The 19504-nt window shown below is 65.8% G+C and carries 24 protein-coding genes; 12 read left to right on the forward strand and 12 right to left on the reverse strand.

Annotated features, from left to right (window positions below):
• The first annotated feature begins 21 nt into the window (after positions 1-21).
• Complete coding sequence (locus AC5Y39_RS11935) at positions 22-702, forward strand: guanylate cyclase (protein WP_500018838.1); 681 nt, start codon at positions 22-24, stop codon at positions 700-702.
• Here AC5Y39_RS11935 and AC5Y39_RS11940 read toward each other — a convergent pair.
• Entirely contained in the window at positions 699-1022 is a 324-nt protein-coding gene (locus AC5Y39_RS11940) for a putative quinol monooxygenase (protein WP_500018635.1), read from the reverse strand. The genes AC5Y39_RS11935 and AC5Y39_RS11940 overlap by 4 nt on opposite strands.
• Positions 1023-1110: 88 nt before the next feature.
• Here AC5Y39_RS11940 and AC5Y39_RS11945 point away from each other — a divergent pair, with 88 nt between their 5' ends.
• Positions 1111-1368: a hypothetical protein gene (locus AC5Y39_RS11945; RefSeq protein ID WP_500018633.1), complete on the forward strand. Its 258-nt coding sequence runs from the start codon at positions 1111-1113 to the stop codon at positions 1366-1368.
• Positions 1369-1372: 4 nt separating this feature from the next.
• Here the strand turns inward: AC5Y39_RS11945 and AC5Y39_RS11950 are convergent, their stop codons facing one another.
• Positions 1373-1612: a hypothetical protein gene (locus AC5Y39_RS11950; RefSeq protein ID WP_500018631.1), complete on the reverse strand. Its 240-nt coding sequence runs from the start codon at positions 1610-1612 to the stop codon at positions 1373-1375.
• Positions 1613-1798: 186 nt separating this feature from the next.
• On the opposite strand from AC5Y39_RS11950, the gene AC5Y39_RS11955 reads away from it, so the two are divergent.
• Positions 1799-1957: a hypothetical protein gene (locus AC5Y39_RS11955; RefSeq protein WP_500018629.1), complete on the forward strand. Its 159-nt coding sequence runs from the start codon at positions 1799-1801 to the stop codon at positions 1955-1957.
• Here AC5Y39_RS11955 and AC5Y39_RS11960 read toward each other — a convergent pair.
• Complete coding sequence (locus AC5Y39_RS11960; RefSeq protein ID WP_500018627.1) at positions 1954-2355, reverse strand: heme-binding protein; 402 nt, start codon at positions 2353-2355, stop codon at positions 1954-1956. The genes AC5Y39_RS11955 and AC5Y39_RS11960 overlap by 4 nt on opposite strands.
• A 418-nt stretch (positions 2356-2773) precedes the next feature.
• Positions 2774-2980, reverse strand: coding sequence for a type II toxin-antitoxin system VapB family antitoxin (locus AC5Y39_RS11965; protein WP_500018625.1), 207 nt, complete (start codon positions 2978-2980; stop codon positions 2774-2776).
• 196 nt (positions 2981-3176) lie between these two features.
• Between AC5Y39_RS11965 and AC5Y39_RS11970 the strand changes: the two genes are divergently transcribed.
• Positions 3177-3677, forward strand: a complete 501-nt coding sequence (locus AC5Y39_RS11970; protein ID WP_500018836.1) for a putative immunity protein — start codon at positions 3177-3179, stop codon at positions 3675-3677.
• Positions 3678-3740: 63 nt separating this feature from the next.
• On the opposite strand, the gene AC5Y39_RS11975 is transcribed toward AC5Y39_RS11970, so the two are convergent.
• Both AC5Y39_RS11975 and ychF read right to left on the reverse strand, forming a co-directional pair.
• Positions 3741-4334: a VOC family protein gene (locus tag AC5Y39_RS11975; protein ID WP_500018623.1), complete on the reverse strand. Its 594-nt coding sequence runs from the start codon at positions 4332-4334 to the stop codon at positions 3741-3743.
• 80 nt (positions 4335-4414) lie between these two features.
• The gene (gene ychF, locus AC5Y39_RS11980; RefSeq protein WP_500018621.1) at positions 4415-5506 is read right to left on the reverse strand and encodes a redox-regulated ATPase YchF; all 1092 of its coding nucleotides are present in this window, start codon (positions 5504-5506) and stop codon (positions 4415-4417) included.
• Positions 5507-5591: 85 nt separating this feature from the next.
• Here ychF and AC5Y39_RS11985 point away from each other — a divergent pair, with 85 nt between their 5' ends.
• Positions 5592-6686 carry a DUF6542 domain-containing protein gene (locus tag AC5Y39_RS11985; RefSeq protein WP_500018619.1) on the forward strand — a complete coding sequence of 365 codons (1095 nt, stop codon included), beginning with the start codon at positions 5592-5594 and terminating at the stop codon, positions 6684-6686.
• A gap of 21 nt (positions 6687-6707) precedes the next feature.
• On the opposite strand, the gene AC5Y39_RS11990 is transcribed toward AC5Y39_RS11985, so the two are convergent.
• Entirely contained in the window at positions 6708-7709 is a 1002-nt protein-coding gene (locus AC5Y39_RS11990) for a 4-hydroxy-3-methylbut-2-enyl diphosphate reductase (RefSeq protein ID WP_500018617.1), read from the reverse strand.
• Between the two features lie 87 nt (positions 7710-7796).
• Here AC5Y39_RS11990 and AC5Y39_RS11995 point away from each other — a divergent pair, with 87 nt between their 5' ends.
• The 5 genes from AC5Y39_RS11995 (at position 7797) to AC5Y39_RS12015 (ending at position 12262) form a co-directional block, all read left to right on the forward strand.
• Positions 7797-8363, forward strand: coding sequence for a lipid droplet-associated protein (locus tag AC5Y39_RS11995; RefSeq protein ID WP_500018615.1), 567 nt, complete (start codon positions 7797-7799; stop codon positions 8361-8363).
• Positions 8360-9601 (forward strand): exodeoxyribonuclease VII large subunit, encoded by a 1242-nt coding sequence (gene xseA / locus AC5Y39_RS12000; RefSeq protein ID WP_500018613.1) that lies wholly within the window; start codon positions 8360-8362, stop codon positions 9599-9601. The genes AC5Y39_RS11995 and xseA overlap by 4 nt, the downstream gene beginning before the upstream one ends.
• Positions 9598-9840 (forward strand): exodeoxyribonuclease VII small subunit, encoded by a 243-nt coding sequence (locus tag AC5Y39_RS12005; RefSeq protein ID WP_500018611.1) that lies wholly within the window; start codon positions 9598-9600, stop codon positions 9838-9840. Before xseA ends, AC5Y39_RS12005 begins: the two co-directional genes overlap by 4 nt.
• Before the next feature lie 58 nt (positions 9841-9898).
• The gene (locus AC5Y39_RS12010; RefSeq protein WP_500018609.1) at positions 9899-10984 is read left to right on the forward strand and encodes a 3-beta-hydroxysteroid dehydrogenase; all 1086 of its coding nucleotides are present in this window, start codon (positions 9899-9901) and stop codon (positions 10982-10984) included.
• Positions 10985-11125: 141 nt separating this feature from the next.
• On the forward strand, positions 11126-12262 hold the full coding sequence (locus tag AC5Y39_RS12015; RefSeq protein ID WP_500018607.1) for an AI-2E family transporter: 1137 nt from the start codon (positions 11126-11128) through the stop codon (positions 12260-12262).
• Here AC5Y39_RS12015 and AC5Y39_RS12020 read toward each other — a convergent pair.
• Together AC5Y39_RS12020 and AC5Y39_RS12025 are read right to left on the reverse strand one after the other, a co-directional pair.
• On the reverse strand, positions 12237-13040 hold the full coding sequence (locus AC5Y39_RS12020; RefSeq protein WP_500018605.1) for a dienelactone hydrolase family protein: 804 nt from the start codon (positions 13038-13040) through the stop codon (positions 12237-12239). The genes AC5Y39_RS12015 and AC5Y39_RS12020 overlap by 26 nt on opposite strands.
• 7 nt (positions 13041-13047) lie before the next feature.
• Positions 13048-13701, reverse strand: coding sequence for a DUF4245 domain-containing protein (locus AC5Y39_RS12025; RefSeq protein WP_500018603.1), 654 nt, complete (start codon positions 13699-13701; stop codon positions 13048-13050).
• A 53-nt stretch (positions 13702-13754) separates the two neighbouring features.
• On the opposite strand from AC5Y39_RS12025, the gene glpX reads away from it, so the two are divergent.
• Together glpX and AC5Y39_RS12035 are read left to right on the forward strand one after the other, a co-directional pair.
• Positions 13755-14786: a class II fructose-bisphosphatase gene (gene glpX, locus AC5Y39_RS12030; protein WP_500018601.1), complete on the forward strand. Its 1032-nt coding sequence runs from the start codon at positions 13755-13757 to the stop codon at positions 14784-14786.
• A 22-nt stretch (positions 14787-14808) separates the two neighbouring features.
• Positions 14809-16230 carry a class II fumarate hydratase gene (locus tag AC5Y39_RS12035; protein ID WP_500018599.1) on the forward strand — a complete coding sequence of 474 codons (1422 nt, stop codon included), beginning with the start codon at positions 14809-14811 and terminating at the stop codon, positions 16228-16230.
• A 45-nt stretch (positions 16231-16275) separates the two neighbouring features.
• On the opposite strand, the gene AC5Y39_RS12040 is transcribed toward AC5Y39_RS12035, so the two are convergent.
• From AC5Y39_RS12040 to AC5Y39_RS12050, 3 genes are all read right to left on the reverse strand, one after another.
• On the reverse strand, positions 16276-17112 hold the full coding sequence (locus AC5Y39_RS12040; RefSeq protein WP_500018834.1) for a polysaccharide deacetylase family protein: 837 nt from the start codon (positions 17110-17112) through the stop codon (positions 16276-16278).
• Between the two features lie 74 nt (positions 17113-17186).
• Positions 17187-18485 (reverse strand): RNA 5'-3' helicase PhoH2, encoded by a 1299-nt coding sequence (phoH2, locus tag AC5Y39_RS12045; protein WP_500018832.1) that lies wholly within the window; start codon positions 18483-18485, stop codon positions 17187-17189.
• Positions 18486-18672: 187 nt separating this feature from the next.
• Positions 18673-19497, reverse strand: coding sequence for an acyl-ACP desaturase (locus AC5Y39_RS12050; protein ID WP_500018597.1), 825 nt, complete (start codon positions 19495-19497; stop codon positions 18673-18675).
• Positions 19498-19504 lie beyond the last annotated feature (7 nt).

Raw genomic sequence — 19504 nt, forward strand, 5'->3', positions numbered from 1 at the left:
GCGACCGTGGACGAGCACACCGTGTCGCTCGAGCGAGCTCTGGAAGAAACGAGGACCGGCGACATCTGGCTGTTCCGCGGGCGGTCCGGGCAAGACCGAGCCATCCAGTCGATGACCAACAGCCCGGTGAACCACGTCGGAATGACGGTCGCGATCGACGATCTACCGCCGCTGATGTGGCACGCCGAACTGGGCAACAAGCTCACCGACATGTGGACCGGCCAGCAGCAGCGAGGCGTTCAACTCAACGACGCGCGCGAGGCGGTCGAGCAGTGGATGCGGCGTTACGGACAAAAGTGCTGGCTGCGGCAGCTCACGCCGCCGCCGACTCGAGAGCAGGAGGACCGGCTGCTGCGGGTGATCGCCCGGATGGACGGCACACCGTTTCCGAGCACGATGCGATTGACGGCGCGCTGGTTCCGCGGCCGGACACCGAAGCCGACCGACGTCATCCTCGGAATTCCGTTGGCGGGCAGAAAATTTCGTGGCGCCGCTGAAAGTAAGAAGGCAAGGCAACGGCAAGCCGGCCTGGAAACCGCCTACTGCGCAGAGACAGTGGCGATCACCTACGAGGAGATGGGACTGTTGTCGACGCACAAGGACTCGAATTGGTTTGACCCAGGCTCATTTTGGAGCGGGGATAGGCTGCCGCTTGCCGACGGCTACCGGCTTGGCGACGAGATCGCGGTGACCATCGACTAGTCGACCGTGATCTCCGCCAACCGCGACCACCCCGTGGCGTCGACGGTCTGACTGATCACCCTGGGGGTGGACACCAGGGCCTGAGGCAGATCGCGCTGCGCGGCTTTGAAGTGCTCGCTGTTGACGTGCGCCGCGCCGGCGTCGTCATCCCGGAACGCCTCGACGAGAACGTACTCGGCCGGGTTCTCGAGGCTGCGCGACCACTCGAACCAGAGGTTGCCCTCTTCAGCGCGGGTCGCCTCGGTGAACGGTGCGACAAGCTCCGGCCAACGTTCCGTCCATTCCGGCTTTGTCTCGAACTTCACGACGATGAAGATCATGCTGGCCCCTTTCCCGGTGAACCGTATCGCTCACGACGACGCCGGTTCCACTACCGTTGACACCAAACACTGCGAGGGGAGCAGCGCCATGAGGATCCGGTTCGGTTATGTCACAGTCGAGGTCGACGACCGGCTGCGTCAACGGCTGGCTCTTGCCGTCGACCGGCTGCGCGTGAACGTCACCGCGTATCTGCGCGTCGCCTCTGATGACGTGGGTGCCGCCAGTCAGCGGCTGCGGGGCATGTGCGACCGCGCCGCGGAGCGGGTGGATGTCACGTTGGCGACGGTCAACGACCGCATCGATCCCGTGGAGGTGCCCACAGAGCCGCGGCTCACCGCGGTATAGGGCGTCACCAATGACGCAGGTGTGACCTGCCGACTTGGTAGCCGCTGGGAAACGATTTCTCGATCACTCGGAATCGATCGTCGGCCTTGGATTCCAGCTCGAGTACGACGCAGCCGTCGCAGACGCACTTCGATTCCAGAACCTTGTAGTGCTCTCCCCCACCGTGAATGTCGGTGATCGGGTCGCCTGAACGTAGGGCCTCGACGGGCACGAGCTCGCTGGCATCTAGTTGCTGTGACTCCACTCACGACACGGTAAGCCATCGAGGCCCGTCAGGGAACGGGTTGCGGGACGCATGCCACCCCAGGATCCGCCAAGCGGGGTGCTGCATTCTGCAAGAGATCACGCGTTCCTGCGCGAAAAAGTGTCCACTTCCGAGCGCCTGCGCGGTCCTACATGTGAACGCGGCAGACGGGAGGAGCAATCCACCATGAATATGCAGTACGCCCGAGCGGTGGTCGCGCACGAGCAGGCATATCAGGAGCGGGTCCACGCCATCCGCATGCTGATGGAGAACTCGTACCGGTCCCCGGACGCACAACGGCCCGCCGCGACGAGAGTCGCGACGGGCCGTCAGCTGCCGAATTAGCCAGCCATGAACTGGTTGTACGCCGACGCCAGATCCGGCGGCAACACCGACACGTTGCACTGGCGCTGCGTGTCACCGATCGGCGCCAGGATGCCGCGCAAGTCGTAGTACTCCTGCGGGTGAGCCGTGAAGTACGCACGCAGATTGGACTCGGCCTCCGGGCGCGGCTGGTTGAACGCAGCCGTCACCACCTGGTTGGCACCAGGATGAGTGTCGAGGTACTGACGCGCCGAACCGGTCACTGAACTCACGGTGCCAGCTACCTGGCTGGCGCTGCACTGGTCGGGCGCAGCAGTCGCCGTCGGCGCTGCGATGGTCGCGGCGGCGAGCCCCCCAAGCAGGCTTCCGGCACAAGCGCCGACCACTCCGCGGCGCACGGTTTTACCACTTACTTTCATCATCATTTCCTTCACATCGCGAATGGGTCGCAGATTTCCCCGCCCGAAATCTAAGGTAACCGAAGGGAAACGGAGGCAAACGCGCTGCTAGCGGCCACTTGTTCACTGAGAGCGAGCGTTACGCCGTTTCCGCGTGATCTGGGCCTCAAATATGTCCGAATTTCGATGAGCCATCATTTATGTTCTAAGAATTCGCCGCATTTTCTTAGGCTCGCCTGTCCGCATAGTGATCGAATCGTTAGGTGCGACTGCTCGACCAGGTGAAGCACCTCAGCATGTGCGGCCGTCGAGAACTGGCGGAGGTTGGACAGCAACAACCCCAGCACGCCGCGGCGCTTCTTGATCGAACCCAACGCCAATTCCCGATGACCAAGGGGGTGGCTCCGCGGCATGCAGGTGGTCAATCCATGTCGACGTGTCAACGAGGATCATCGACAGACGCTCTCCGCCGGGGAGCGGCTTGGGCCTGCGGGTCCGTGGCGCCAAGGGCCGCCAGGCGACGACCGCTCTCGACTCTGATCAACGTCTGCAAGCCCTGCCGGAGCAGTGCCACATTGTCCGACACACCCGTGAGCTCTGCCGCTTTCGCGAGCAACGCATCGTCGATCGTCACCGTCGTCCGCATCCGGCACCTCCGTGTGCATCAATGATGCATGTCGGTTTGCACGACCACGAGGCCGAAGCGTTGGTGCAGCGAACGGATGGTGCGCCAGCAGTGCCCTACACGTTGAACGGAACTCCACTACTGCACCGTCGAAACGCGTCACAGTGTCGTCGACAATTGGCAGGTGGCTCCCACGCCTGAGTACTTCCATCTCGGAATGTCCGAGTTGCGCGAAGTCGCTCGGTTCGCGGTCCAAAATGCCGAGGACGTCTTGCACGTCTTCGAAGAGGTCAACCCACTCGATGCACGGCCCCGATCGGCCGTTGATGCCGCGTGGGCATTCGCCAAGGGCGCCAAGCGAAGCAACCTGCAGCGGGTCACTGCTCTCGATGCTCACCGAGCAGCCAAAGGCGCCGGTACGGAGCCGGCGAAGCATGCCGCGTACGCGGCAGGCGACGCGGCAGCAGCCGCTTACCTACATCCGTTTGCCAAGGCTGATCAGGTTGGTCACATCCTTCGCTCGGCTGCCCATGCCGCGGTCGCGGCCGAACTCACCGCTGGTGACCGACGGCTCGTAATCGCCCACATCAAGCGAGCGGCCACACGTGCATCGCCCGTCCTGATCGACGTTCTGCGCCGCTACCCACCGGCGCCGGCAGGTACCACCCGCGTTGCCGAACTCATGAGGCTATTGGACGGCTATCTGAGGTCATGCTGAGCGAACCACCGCGCACGCCCGAGCCTCTCAACTTGCTACGCGATGAACCGGAACTCCACCGCATTACCCGCTATGTTGCATTCCGAGATCTGGGCCTGCTGCCGATTCGCGGGACGGCAGGGTTCGCCTTGCCTGCAAGACGACCCCAGGCACCGTGCTCGCCAGATCTGGCCGACTGCCGGCGAAGTTACGAAGTGCTCGATAGGACGACCAGACTTCGCGGGGGCTAGGGACTTTCGGTACCCACGCCAGCTCCCAATGGATCCCGTTGATCGGGTCGTCGAAAAACACCGCATAGTAGCCGGGCCAGTACTGCGGGTACGCCTTCGGTGCGTCTGTGACGGGAAGGTCGCGCTTGAGAAGAAAGTCGCGATGGAAGCGGTCGACTTCTCTTCTGCTGCGTGCCCACAGTGCGATGTGGTTGATCCCGACCGCCTGCTCGCTGTGCGCCAGTCTTTCTCCGCTGCGGGCCGGTTGGATGCCGACGTAGCTGTGCGGGTTGACGTAGCGCGTCATGTAATAGATCGACTGATATTCCATGTTCATCGACGAGAAGCTGCTGTACCCGAGCCAACCGAACAACCCGTCGTAGAACTCGATCGATGCGTCGTAGTCCAGCACCGCGAACTCGACATGGCTGACTCCGCGCCACCGCATCGTCGTCCTCCTCCAAGACGCACTACTACTGATCGTAGTATCAGCGCCGGTCAAGCGAAGCTTTCGACGAAGCCGTCAACCTACCTCTTGGTTGTAGATGCTGCTCCGAACCGGAACTCCACCACGTCGCCGTCGGCCATCACGTAGTCCTTGCCCTCCATCCGGACCTTGCCCGCGGCGCGGGCCGCCGCCATCGACCCGGCAGCCACCAGGTCGTCGTATGACACCACCTCCGCTTTGATGAAGCCCTTCTCGAAGTCGGAATGGATCACGCCCGCGGCCTTGGGAGCGGTATCGCCTTGGTGGATCACCCACGCCCGCGCCTCTTTTGGGCCGGCGGTCAAGAACGTCTGCAGACGCAACGTATGAAAGCCCGCTCGCGCCAACGCATCCAGGCCACGTTCGGTTTGGCCGATCGACTCCAACAGCTCGGCGGCCGACTCGTCGTCGAGCTCCAACAGCTCGGCCTCGATCTTGGCGTCCAAAAACACCGCGTCGGCCGGCGCCACCAATTCCCGCAGTGCGGCCTGCCGCGCAGAATCGGTCAGCACCGCCTCGTCGGCGTTGAAGACGTAGAGGAACGGCTTCGTCGTCAACAAATTCAGCTCACGCAGCAGCGACGTGTCCACACCCGCGGCGAACAACGTCGTTGCTTCGTTCAACACCTTCTCGGCGGCCTGCGCCGCCTCGAGCACGGGGCGCCGGTCCTTGTGGGTACGGGCCTCCTTCTCCAGACGCGGCAGAGCACGCTCCAGCGTCTGAAGATCCGCCAGAATCAGCTCCGTCTCGACGACCTCGATGTCCGACGCCGGATTCACCTCACCGGAGACGTGGGCGACGTCGTCGTCGGCGAACACTCGCACCACCTGGCAGATCGCGTCGCACTCGCGGATATTGGCCAGGAACTTGTTGCCCAGACCGGCGCCTTCGGACGCGCCCCTGACCAGGCCCGCGATGTCGACGAACGTCACCGGCGCCGGCACGATTCGCGCGGATCCGAACATCTCGGCCAACTTCTCCAGCCGCGGGTCGGGCAGCGCTACCACGCCTTCGTTGGGCTCGATCGTGGCGAAGGGGTAGTTCGCGGCCAGCACGTCGTTGCGTGTCAGGGCATTGAACAACGTCGATTTGCCGACGTTGGGCAGGCCGACGATTCCCAGGTTCAGACTCACAGGGTCCACAGTCTAGGCATTTGCGACATGCGCACCCAGCCGTGCTTGACAGCGGACTTTGCGGTTCAACCGGTACGGTCTACCTGTGTCTGCACAGCGGGACGCTTCGGTGGTGAGTGCGCAGCGCCGCTCCGTGCACCCGAATGTGCCGGGTGTGCCGTGGTGGGGTGCCGTGGCGATCGCCGTCATCGCCACCGCCATCGGCTTCGCGTTCGACGCCGGCGGCGGCAATGAGCTGACTCACGTGTTCGCTGCGCTGTATGCGGTCGGCTGCGTCGCGGCAGTGCTGGCGGTTCGGCAGTCCGGGTTGTTCACCGCCGTCGTGCAGCCGCCGATGATCCTGTTCGTCAGCGTGCCCGGCGCCTACTTCCTGTTCCACGGCGGCAAGCTGAGCGGCCTCAAAGATGTGGTCATCAACTGCGCCTATCCGCTGATCGAGCGGTTTCCGCTGATGTTGTTCACCTCCGGCGCGGTGCTGCTGATCGGGCTGGCGCGCTGGTTCCTCGGCAACCGCGCGTCCGAGGCGGAACCGGCCAAGGCGGTACGGGTGACAGACATCGCCGACAAGATCGCTGGGCTGTTCTCCCGCACGGGCAACGAACCGGCGCAGGAGGAGCAGAAGGACAAGGAGCCGGCCCGGAAACGTCGCCACGCGGTCGACCGGCCCAAGACCACGCGTTCGGCGCAGCGCGCCAAAGCCGCAAAGCGCGGGGAAACCACCCGGTCACGACGGACACGACCGCCGCTCGACGAGGACGACGTGCAGCCGCGGCGACGCCGAAGCCGCACCGACGCGGGGCGGCAACCCGACGAGCCCGTCGACCTGCCCCGTCGCCGATCGGCTTCCGCCCGCTCCGCACGCAACCCGTACGAGCGGCGCGAGCCCTACGAACGCCGCAATCCCTACGAGCGCCGCGAACCCTACGAACGCCGAGCACCCCACGAACGTCGCAGCCGGTACGACTCCTCCGACCCGTTCGAGCCGTTCGAAGTGCCGCCACGCCGGCGTCCTGGCGGCAACGGATCCCCGGTCAACTCCGCGGTCACCAATGGCACCCACCACCCGATCTCTCGGGTCCGCTACCGCAGCAGCCCCGCGGACGCCGAAGCTCGGGAAGACCAGCCCGTGCGCCCGCGCTCGCGGTCGTGGGAAGCCGAGACCTGGGAGTACGACATCTGAAGCGCTTGCAGCGCTTGACAATCACGCCCGCGACGGGCGGATTTCACGCGGCAGCGCAAACACCAGCGTCTCGTTGGCGGTGGTCACCGGCTGCACCACGTCGTAGCCATAGCCGGCCAGCCGCTCCAGCACGCCGCGAACCAGCACCTCGGGCACCGAAGCCCCCGACGTGACGCCCACCGTGGTGACGCCGTCGAGCCATGCCGGATCGATGTCGTCGGCGTAGTCGACCAGGTATGCCGCGTCGGCGCCCGCACCTAGCGCCACCTCGACCAGCCGCACCGAGTTCGACGAGTTGCGCGAACCGACGACGATCACCAGCTCGCACTCCGGAGCCATCGCCTTGACAGCGACCTGCCGGTTCTGGGTGGCGTAGCAGATGTCGTCGCTGGGCGGGTCCTGCAGCTTAGGGAAACGCTCGCGAAGCCGGTGCACGGTTTCCATCGTCTCGTCGACCGACAGCGTGGTCTGTGACAGCCACACGACCTTGTTCTCGTCGCGGACGGTCACGTCGTCGACGGCGTCGGGGCCGTCGACCAGCTGCACATGCTCGGGCGCCTCCCCGGCGGTGCCGACCACTTCCTCGTGGCCTTCGTGGCCGATCAGCAAGATGTCGTAGTCGTCGCGGGCGAACCGCTTGGCCTCGTTGTGCACCTTGGTGACCAGCGGGCAGGTAGCGTCGATCACCTGAAGTTTGCGCTCGGCGGCCGACTGGTGCACCGTCGGCGCGACGCCGTGAGCGGAGAACACCACGATGGCGCCCTCGGGCACCTCGTCGGTCTCCTTGACGAACACCGCGCCCGCCTTGGCCAGCGTGTCGACGACGTGCCGGTTGTGCACGATCTCATGGCGCACATACACCGGCGCCCCGTGCTTCTCCAGCGCCCGCTCGACGGTTTCGACGGCGCGGTCCACACCCGCGCAGTAGCCGCGCGGCTCTGCCAGCAGCACTCGCTTGCCGGTGGGTCGCTGCGCCACACCGCTGGCGGCGCCAGGAATCCCCATGTTGACGGTCGGCGGCATAGAGCCAGGGTACGGTCCGGCGGCACCTGCGCGCCAAACGCCGGGGCAAGCTTTGACATGCGCCAGCGTTAGGGCAGGCTGGACCACATGGCCAATGCACCATATGGGGTTCGGCTGCTGGTCGGTGCCGCAGCCACTGTCGTCGAGGAGACGCGCAAGTTTCCGCACACGCTGCTGATGTACCCGATGACGCTGGTAAGCCAGGCCGCGCATTTGTTCATGCGCGTTCAGCAGAACATCGCCGACATGGTGATCAAAGGCGACGAGACGCTCGACACGCTGTTTCCGCCGAAAGACGAGCAGCCGGAGTGGGCCACCTTCGACGAGGACCTCGAGGACACCGCACAGGTCACCCCGCTGAGCAGCGAGCGCGACCGGCGGGCCGAAGGCCGGTTCGCGCTGTACTCGGCTGACCCGCCGCCGGCGGAGACGACGACGAACGCCGACGACGCGACGGCGGCCGCCACAGATCCGCCGGAGATCGCCGTCGAACTCGGCTACGACGACCTCACGCTGGCGCAGCTTCGGGCCCGGCTGCAATCGCTGTCCGTCAATGAACTCGACGCGCTGCTGGCCTACGAGGAAGCCACCAAGGCCAGGGCACCGTTCCAGACCCTGCTGGCCAACAGGATCACCCGCGCGTCCGCCAAGTGACCGCTCCTGCGCCGCCGAACTCAGCGGAGCACCCCTGGCCGGTGCGGGCCGTCGCCACCCGGGTGGCCAAATGGATCGACCGGCTCGGAATGGTCTGGGTCGAAGGTCAGCTCACCGAGATCAACATCCGGCCCGATTCCAAAACCGTGTTCATGGTGCTGCGCGATCCGGCCGCGGACATGTCGCTGACGGTCACCTGCCCGCGCGACCTTGTGCTCGCAGCACCGGTCCGGCTGGCTGAAGGTACGCAGGTGGTCGTCTGCGGCAAGCCGACGTTCTACACCGGTCGCGGCTCATTCTCTTTGCGGCTCAGCGAGATTCGCGCGGTAGGTATCGGCGAGCTGCTGGCCCGGATCGAGCGGCTGCGACGGCTGCTGGACGCCGAAGGGCTGTTCGACGTCCGGCTCAAGCGGCCGATTCCGTTCTTGCCGACGGCGGTAGGGCTGATCACCGGACGGGCCAGCGCCGCCCAACGCGACGTGATGACCGTTGCCTCGACCCGGTGGCCGGCGGTGCGGTTCGAACTGCGCAACGTCGCGGTCCAGGGACCGAACGCGGTGCCGCAGATTGTCGACGCGTTGCGTGAGTTGGACGCGCATCCGGACGTCGACGTGATCGTGCTCGCCCGCGGTGGTGGCAGCGTCGAAGACCTGCTGCCGTTCTCCGACGAGACGCTGTGCCGGGTGATCGCGGCATGCACCACGCCGGTAGTCAGCGCGGTGGGCCACGAGCCCGACAATCCGATCTGCGATCTGGTTGCCGACGTGCGCGCGGCCACGCCCACCGACGCGGCCAAGCGAATCGTGCCGGATATGGCCGCCGAGCGGGCGCTTCTCGACGACCTGTGCCGTCGCAGTGCACGCGCCCTGCGGCACTGGGTGAGCCGAGAAGAGCGACTGGTCCATCAGTTGAGGTCGCGGCCCGTGCTGGCCGCGCCGCTGCAGATGCTGACCGCCCGAAGCGAGGAGATCGAGCGGGCACGCAGCGCGGCACGACGCGACGTCAAGCGTCTGGTCGCTGCGGAGACCGACCGGATCGGCCATCTGTCGGCGCGCCTCGGCACGCTGGGGCCGGCAGCGACACTTGCCCGTGGCTACGCGGTGGTGCAGGCGATCCCAGAGGGCGCTGCACCGGTGGTGGTGCGCTCGGCCGCGCAGGCGCCGGCCGGTACGCAGCTGCGAATACGCGTATCCGACGGCGCATTCGGCGCCGTCAGTTCGGGTGAAGAGCAGTCATGACGGACCCCTCGTCGGCACCGGCGCCTAGACCCATTAGTGAACTCGGCTACGAAGAAGCCCGCGACGAGCTGATGGAAGTAGTCCGCGTGCTGGAGCAGGGCGGACTCGATCTGGATACGTCGCTGAAGCTCTGGGAAAGAGGCGAGGAGCTGGCCAAACGCTGTGAGGAACACTTAGCCGGAGCCCGCAAAAGAGTAGAGGATGCGCTGGCCGGGCGCGACGGCGACGACGTCGGCTAACTAGTTTCATTCGCAAACAGTTCTCGAAATTGGAACAGGTTTCAGTTATGCTTCCGGCATGCGTGACGCTTCACTGACGACCGATCTGGGCAAGGTGCTGGTCACCGGCGGCTCCGGGTTCGTCGGCTGCAATCTGGTGGCCACACTGCTCGACCGCGGGTACCAGGTACGCGCGTTCGACCGCGTGCCGTCGCCGCTTAGCGGCCGTCCCGGCCTCGAGACGGTGGTCGGCGACATCTGCGACCCCGACGCGGTGGCCGCCGCGGTGGACGGTGTGGACACGATCTTTCACACGGCGGCGCTGATCGAGCTGATGGGTGGAAAGTCGGTCACCGAGGAGTACCGGCGTCGCAGCTTCGCCGTGAACGTCGAGGGCACCAAGAACCTTGTACATGCGGCGCAGAAAGCCGGGGTGAAGCGCTTCGTGTACACCGCGAGCAACAGCGTCGTCATCGGCGGCAAGGCGATCTCCGGCGGCGACGAAACTCTGCCGTACACGGATCGATTCGCCGACCTCTACACCGAGACCAAAGTGGAAGCCGAGAAGTTCGTGCTGTCGCAGAACGGCGTCGACGGGCTGCTGACGTGTTCCATCCGGCCGAGCGGTATCTGGGGCCGCGGCGACCAGACGATGTTCCGCAAGGTGTTCGAGCGCGTCGTCACCGGCCAGGTCAAAGTGCTGATCGGCAGTAAGAAAGCGCGCCTTGACAATTCGTACATCGCGAACCTGGTGCACGGCTTCATCCTTGCGGCGCAGCACCTGGTTCCGGGCGGGACCGCGCCCGGTCAGGCGTACTTCATCAACGACGACGATCCCGTAAACATGTTCGAGTTCGCCCGCCCGGTCGTCGAGGCCTGCGGTGAGCACTGGCCAAGGTTTCGCATCTCCGGCCGCCTGGTGCACTTCGTCATGACGGTGTGGCAGCAGCTGCATTTCAAGTTCAACCTGCCGGCACCGCCGCTGGAACCCCTTGCGGTGGAACGGCTTTACCTCGACAACTACTTCTCGGTGGAGAAAGCTCGACGCGAGCTCGGCTACGAGCCGCTGTACACCACCGAAGAAGCGATGCAGGAGTGCCTGCCGTACTACATCGAGCTGTACAACGAGATCAAAGCGCAAGGCAAGCAACCAGCCAAGGTCTAGCCCACCCCTCCCCTCGCTCCCCGCGAGCGTGCGTGTCTGTACAGCGCACGCCGGGCAGGGTGTACCACGGCGCACCCTCGCGCCGGGGCTACATCGTCAACGCCAGCGCGATGACCGACACGGCTGGCTAACGTTCACACGATGGACTTCACCGAGAGCCAGAAGCGAGCGCTGGCCGTCGTCACCGTGATCGCGCTGGCGTTCGGCGCATATTTCCTGCGGAGCTACTTCATTCTCGTCGTCGTCGCGGCGGTCGGCGCCTACCTGTTCACCCCGTTGTTCACGTGGCTCAACAAACGGTTCAGCGCCGGACTTTCTGCCGCGATCACGCTGTTGGCCGCGCTGTTGGCGGTCGTCATACCGGCGGCACTGTTCGTCTTGCTCGCCACGGTCCAGATCACGCACATGGTCAAAAGCGTCGCGAACTGGCTGGCGGCCACTGATCTGAGCTCACTCGGCGACAGGATTCTGCGGGGTGTCAACAGGCTGCTGGAGAAGCTGCCGTTCGTCGACGTCACCGTCACGCAGGAGTCGTTGCGGAAATGGATGACGACGCTCTCGCAGCACGCCGGTCAGTGGCTGCTCGAGTTCCTGCAGACCGCGGCAGGCAGCGTCGTCGGCGCCGTCACGTCGGCAATCATCTTCTTGTACGTGTTCGTCTCGCTACTGACCAAGCGCGACAGGCTGATCACGTTGATCCGGCGACTCAATCCCCTTGGCGAGGAGGTCACCGACCTGTACCTGGCCAAGATGGGCGCGATGGTGCGCGGAACGGTCAGAGGTCAGTTCGTGGTCGCGGCGTGCCAAGGTGTGGCCGGGGCGTTGTCGATCTACATCGCCGGCTTTCACGACGGATTCTTTATCTTCGCGATCCTGCTGACCGCACTGTCGATCATCCCGCTCGGCGGCGGCATCGTGACAATCCCGTTCGGCATCGGAATGGCGTTGTTCGGCAACATTTTTGGCGGCATATTCGTCGTGCTGTGGCACCTGCTGGTAGTGACCAACATCGACAACTTCCTGCGACCGATTCTCGTGCCGCGGGCTGCGCGCCTTGATCCCGCGCTTATGTTGCTCGCGGTGTTCTCGGGCATTGCGATGTTCGGCTTCTGGGGCATCGTGATCGGCCCCGTGCTGATGATCGTGATCGTGACGACGATCAGCGTCTATCTCGCCGTGTACAAGGGCGTTCCGCTGGAAACCGCAGCGGACGATGACCGGCCGAAGCGCCGATGGCCGTTGCGCCGCAGGGCTATTGAGCAGACAGCCGTTCCTTGAGGAATGCGACGACGCGCTTGCGGGCCTCGTACGCTGGGTGGCCGTCCCGCTCTCGAACCTGATCTGTGAGCACCGAATGCGCCATCCGGCCGAAGCCGTGCTCGTTACCCGGTGACGAGTCGATCTCGATCACCTCGAACGCATCACCGAGCCGTTGCTTGAGCGTCTCGAACCGCTCGGCCGGCACTGCGGGGTCGCCGGTGAACCGCAATCCCATGGCGCACAAGCCTTCGTCGGTGGCCCGCTGCACGACCCGCTGCAACTCCCGCTCCGACAGCCCGGGATTGCGGCGCTGCGCCGGCGTGAGCGCGATCGGCACCGACGGCTGGCTGAGCACGGGAGCCAGCACGCTGTCGTCGACGGCTGCCGCCAAGGCGAAGCCGCCGGTGAAGCACATGCCGATCACGCCGACGCCCTTGCCTGGGGTGCGCTCGTTGAGGTCGCGCGCCAGCGCCCGCAGGTAGCGCGCCACCGGCCGCTCGGCGTTGGTGGCGAACGCCATGAACTCCCGCGCCACGCAGGCCCGCGCCATCGTCGGCACCACGTAAGCGAGGCTGATCGGGCGGCCCGGCTCCCCGAACAACGACGGTGATGCGACCGTAAAGCCGTTGTCCACCACATGATTTCCCAGTGCCAGCACTTGCGGGGTCAGCCCGGGAATCTCCGGGATCAGCACCACGCCGGGACCGTCCCCTTTGCGGTACACGTCATGGGTGATGCCCTCGGCCGTGAACGGAGCTGCGGTCCAACCTGTCAGGTCAGCTTCCGGTGCGGTCATGGGTCTCCTATCGCGCGGGGAGCGGCGGTTGTGACTGCGTGGCCGCGGCCAGCGTACGAAATTCGTCAGCAGGTGCGCCGCCTGCAATCGCGATTTGCGCCGCACCGCCGGGTCCGGCCAGGCGTGTGGTCCACAGCTGCTTGTCGCTTTTCGGGTCGTCGTAAACCACCCAACTGACGCCGTCGACGTTCTGAGCACCCGTCGGGTACATCGCTTCCTCCAGCGACTGCGCGGCGCTGATCTTCTCGACAAGCTGCTGCTCGTCGGCGTTGCTCTGCGTCAGGCTGAGGTACATGCCGCTGGGCGCCAGATACCCGACCGTCGAGAGCACCGCCCGCTCCTTGCGGCCGGTCACCGGGTCGGTGCGGCCGTCGTCGATGCTGTCGCGGCGTCCGGAATTCGCGTGCCAGCCGTCGGGCAGGCGCGGCAGGCGGATCGGAAAACCGAGCTGGGCGGCGTCCGCACGCACCTCGGCGGCGGCGTCGAAGGACGGTGCCGGACCGCTCTTCGGGCCGCGCGGCTGAAACGAACACATCCCGACCAGCCCGGCGAGCACGATGCAGGCCACCACCAGCGGCGCCAGCGACCAGAACATGTCGCGGCCGTCCTGGAGCAGTCTGGGCTTCGACGGCCTGGGCACCGGCCCCTGCGGACTGCTCACGTCGCCAGTATCCCAGCTCCCGTCAGCCCACCCCTTTCTGGGACAATCGCGCCATGACGGAATCTCGCCGACGAGAAGCTCCTGACCGAAATCTGGCATTGGAGCTCGTCCGGGTCACCGAGGCGGGCGCCATGGCGGCAGGCCGCTGGGTAGGTCGCGGTGACAAGGAGCGCGGCGACGGTGCAGCTGTCGACGCGATGCGTGAACTGGTCAACTCCGTCTCGATGCGCGGCATCGTGGTGATCGGAGAGGGCGAGAAGGACAACGCGCCCATGCTCTACAACGGCGAGCACGTCGGCAATGGTTGGGGCCCGGAAGTGGACTTCGCGGTCGACCCCATCGACGGCACCACGCTGATGAGCAAGGGCCTGGCAAACGCGATCTCGGTGTTGGCGGTGTCGGAGCGTGGCACGATGTTCGACCCGTCGGCGGTGTACTACATGGAGAAGATCGCCGTCGGACCGGAAGCGGCAGACGTCATCGACATCACCGCGCCGATCGGAGAAAACGTGCGGCGGGTGGCGAAGGCCAAGAACATGTCGGTCTCGGATATGACGGTGTGCATCCTGGACCGGCCGCGCCATGCGCAGTTGATCGCCGACGTGCGTGCCGCGGGCGCGCGGTGCCGGCTCATCTCCGATGGCGACGTGGCCGGTGCGATCTCGGCATGCCGCCCCAACACCAGCACCGACATGCTGGCGGGCATCGGCGGCACTCCCGAAGGCATCATCGCCGCCGCCGCCATCCGCTGCATGGGGGGCGCCATCCAGGCGAAGCTGTGGCCGAAGGACGACGAGGAACGCCAGAAGGCCATCGACAAGGGCCACGACCTCGAACGTGTGCTCGACACCGCCGAGCTGGTGTCCGGTGACAACGTCTTCTTCTGCGCCACCGGCGTCACCGACGGTGATTTGCTCAAGGGCGTCCACTTCTACGGCGGCGGCTGCACCACGCAGTCGATCGTCATGCGTAGTAAGTCGGGCACCGTGCGAATGATCGAGGCTTATCACCGGCTGTCGAAACTCAACGAATACTCGGCGATCGACTTCACCGGCGACACCAACGCCATTCAGCCGCTGCCCTAACAACACACGAGTAAGGAACTTCATGACCGACGCTGCCGTCGAAAAGGCAACTGACGCGGACGAATACCGCATCGAGCACGACACCATGGGCGAAGTTCGGGTGCCCAAGGATGCGCTGTGGCGCGCGCAGACCCAGCGCGCGGTGGAGAACTTCCCGATCTCCGGCCGCGGCCTGGAGCGCGCCCAGATCCGCGCCCTCGGCCTGCTCAAAGGCGCATGCGCCCAGGTGAATAAGGACCTCGGGCTGCTCGCCGCGGAAAAGGCCGACGCGATCATCGCCGCGGCCGCAGAGATCGCCGACGGCCAGCACGACGACCAGTTCCCCATCGACGTCTTCCAGACCGGTTCGGGCACCAGCTCCAACATGAACACCAACGAGGTGATCGCAAGCATCGCCGCCCGCAACGGCGTCACCGTCCACCCCAACGACGACGTCAACATGTCGCAGTCGTCGAACGACACCTTCCCCACCGCCACGCACATCGCGGCCACGGAAGCCGCTGTGCGACAACTCATTCCAGCGCTCGAGGTGCTGCACGAGTCGCTGGCGAACAAGTCGCGCCAGTGGCGCACGGTGGTCAAGTCGGGACGCACGCACCTGATGGATGCGGTGCCGGTGACGCTTGGGCAGGAGTTCAGCGGATATGCCCGCCAGATCGAAGCCGGCATCGAGCGGGTGCGCGCCGCGCTGCCGCGGCTCGGTGAACTGGCGATCGGCGGCACCGCCGTCGGCACCGGACTGAACGCACCGGACGGCTTCGGCGAGAAGGTTGTCGAAGTGCTACGGGAGCAGACGGGTTTGGCCGAATTGCGCAGGGCGGTCAATCCTTTCGAGGCGCAGGCCGCACGCGACGGGCTCGTCGAAATCTCAGGTGCGCTGCGCACCATCGCAGTGTCGCTGACGAAGATCGCCAACGACATCCGATGGATGGGGTCGGGCCCGTTGACCGGCTTGGCCGAAATTCAGCTGCCCGATCTGCAGCCAGGCAGCTCGATCATGCCGGGCAAGGTGAATCCTGTTATCCCCGAGGCGGTTACGCAGGTGGCCGCGCAGGTGGTGGGCAACGACGCGGCAATCGCCTGGGGCGGCGCCAACGGCGCGTTCGAGCTGAACGTGTACATCCCGATGATGGCGCGCAATGTGCTGGAGTCGCTCAAGCTGCTGGCGAACGCATCGCGGCTGTTCGCAGCGCGTTGCATCGACGGGCTCGTCGCCAATGAGGAGCGGCTGCGCACGCTGGCCGAGTCGTCGCCGTCGATCGTGACGCCGCTGAACTCCGCGATCGGCTACGAAGAGGCGGCCGCCGTGGCGAAAGAAGCGCTCAAGGAGCACAAGACGATTCGCCAAGCGGTCATCGACCGTGGGTTGATCGGCGACAAGCTCTCCGAGGAAGAGCTGGACAGGCGGCTCGACGTCCTCGCAATGGCCAAGGTCAAGGAGTGATTTCGGTGCGCTAACGTGCGCTGCGCGCCGGAAAGCGCACCGAAATCACTGGGTTGGGCCGCCCGGGTTCTGGTCCGGCAGGTCGGTGATCGGGAAGTTCGGCATCGGCTTGGGCGACGGCGTATTCGGCAGCGCCGGGATCTCCGCGGCCGGGATGTCGTGAAGATCGTTGGCGGGCGGCCCGTTCTCCCGTCCGCCGTAGACGCTGCCCGGCGTTCTCGGGCCCAGCAGCTGGCTCACCGTGACCATGTGGTAGCCGTTGGCCTCCAGCACCGGAAGAAATTGGTACACCAAGTCGACTGTGCTCGAGTAGGTGTCGTGGAACAACACCACCGCACCTGGCCTGATCTGGGTCATCAGCATGTACCGCGTTGCCGCGGTGTTGGAGTCGTTCATCCAGTCGAACGGAATCACGTCCCACAGGATCGCCGCCAGCCCCTGCTGGGCGGCCACCTGGTTCACGGCGTCGTTGGTCAATCCGCCGGCGGGCCGCCAGAGCTTAGGCCGCTGACCGGTCGCCGCGGCGATCGCGTCGCTGGCCTTCGACAGTTGCGGGCCGATCGCGTCGGGCGGGATGGTCGTCATGTTGGGGTGTTCCCAGGTATGGCTGCCCACTTCCATGCCGGCGTCGACGATCCGCTTGACGCCCGCGGGGTTGGCCGCCACTTTGTTGCCGATCAGGAAGAACGTCGCCTTCGCGTCGTTGTCCTTCAGGATCTGCAGCAGCCGGTCGGTGTACGGGCTCGGTCCGTCGTCGAACGTCAGCGCCACGCACTTGACCTTCGAACAATCGACGTCGTCGGCGCTGGTCAGCCTCACGTGGCCGGTCACGCTGCCGATCACCAACACCGCCACTGCCCCAGCCGCTGCGCACAGCGTCAGCCAGTACGGCTTGACGCGGCTGGCGGGTCGTCTCGGCACGCGGGGCAGCTTACCGGCCGAAGCTAGCAGCGCCGCTACGGCAACGCGCCGGGGCTGATCTCCTCGAGCATTTCGGTGACCAGCGCCGCGATCGGCGACCGTTCGCTGCGCACCAGCGTGATGTGGGCAAACAGCGGATGGCCCTTGAGTTTTTCGATGACGGCCGCGACGCCGTCGTGGCGGCCCACCCGCAAGTTGTCGCGCTGGGCGACGTCGTGAGTGAGCACCACGCGCGAGCCCGCGCCCAGCCGTGACAGCACAGTCAGCAGCACGTTGCGTTCCAACGACTGTGCCTCGTCGACGATCACGAACGAGTCGTGCAGCGACCGGCCCCGAATGTGGGTCAGCGGCAGCACTTCGAGCATTCCCCGCGACAGCACCTCGTCGAGCACCGCGGGACTGGCCAGGCCCTCCAAAGTGTCGAAGACCGCCTGCGCCCAGGGGCCCATCTTGTCGCTCTCGCTGCCCGGCAGATAGCCCAGATCCTGGCCGCCGACCGCGTACAGCGGCCGGAACACCACGACCTTGCGATGCGTGCGCCGCTCGAGCACGGCCTCCAGGCCCGCACACAGTGCCAGCGCCGACTTCCCGGTGCCTGCCTTGCCGCCCAGCGACACGATGCCCACGGATTCGTCGAGCAGAAGATCCAGCGCCACCCGCTGCTCGGCGGAGCGGCCGCGCAACCCGAACACCTCACGGTCGCCGCGCACCAGCTGCACCCGCTTGCCGGCATTGACGCGCCCTAGTGCATGCGAGGCACCGCCGAGCAACCGAATCCCGGTGTGGCACGGCAGATCTCGGGCCGCCTGCAGGTCGATCTCGCCGTCGGCGAACAGCGCGTTGATGTCGGCCACGGACGCGTCGAGTTCGGCCATGCCGGTCCAGCCTGACACGATCACGTCCTGGGCGTGGTACTCGTCGGCGCGCAGGCCAACCGCGCCGGCCTTGACGCGAAGCGGAATGTCCTTGCTCACCAACGTGACTCGCTTGCCCTCGGCAGCAAGGTTGGCCGCACAGGTCAGGATGCGCGCGTCGTTGGTGTCGGTGCGAAAACCGGCGGGCAGCACTGCCGGGTCGCTGTGGTTGAGTTCGACGTGAAGCGTGCCGCCTTGTGTCCCAACGGGAATCGGCTGATCCAGCCGCCCGTACTCCAGTCGCAGATCGTCGAACAGCCGCAGCGCCTGCCGGGCGAACCAGCCCAGCTCGTGATGGTGGCGCTTGGCCTCGAGCTCACTGATCACCACCAACGGAACCACCACTTCGTGTTCGGCGAACCGGGTGGTCGCCCACGGGTCGGACAGCAGCACCGAGGTGTCGAGCACGTAGGTCCGCAGAGGCGATGGCGCTTCGGTCACGTAGAGCTCCTGGAGCCCGCGCGGCCCCGCGGGTCGGCATCGTAGGGCCGGGGGCCGCCCGGATAGCAGAGCGTGTCGCTAGCCATCAGAGGCGACGCTACCCCCGCCGCTGCGTCACCGCCTCGCAGGCGCGCCGGTGCGGCTCAGCCGCTGCCCGCCGTACCGCTCAGCGAACGAAATCGGCGAGCTCTGCCCGGTCGGTCAGACCCCACGACGCGATCGATTCGGCAATGCCTTGGCGCATCAGGTTCTCGTCGTAGATGCCGGCTTCGGCGACCGCGGCGACCTTGTCCTTGTAAGCATCGATGTCGGCGCCGACGACCTGTAGTTCGGCCGCCCGCGCGGCGACCGCGGCAACCGTCTCGTCGGGTTCCATCCGCAGGCATTCGCGCACCAGGTTCTCGAAGAACAGCAGGTGACGCTCCTCGTCGCCGGCGATCCGCTCGATCAGGCCGCGCAGCGTCGGGTCCTCGATACGCTCGGCCAGCCGCCGGCAGAACACCGCGTGCTGACGCTCACGCAGCGCCATGAAAACCAGCGTCTCGATACGGCTGAAGTGGTCGGCACGGTAGCCCTTCATCACGTGCTGCACACGCACCGCTTCGTTGGCCACCGGGTCGATCTCCCGCGTGACGATCAGGTACTCACGCAACGCGATCTGGTGCAAAGTCTCTTCGGCGGTCCACCGGCCGATCCACATGCCCCACCAGTCCTCGAGGATGAAGTGCTCGACGAACTCGCGGTGATAGCCGGACAGGTTGTCCTTGGTGACCAGGAAAATCTCCAGTGCATCGGTGATCGGCCTGGGCAGCGTCGCCTGCGACGGATCCCAGTCACGTCCGCCGAGGAACGCGAAGTTCTCGCCACGGTCGAACGGCACGAAATCATGTGCGTACCACGGCACGGCGGTGTCGATGTGCCGGCGATAGTTCTCTCCGACAACGGGTTCCAGCGCCGCCATGAATGGCGTCATGACAGGTTTCTGTGCCATGCGGTTA

The organism is Mycobacterium sp. NGS39, assembly GCF_059812765.1.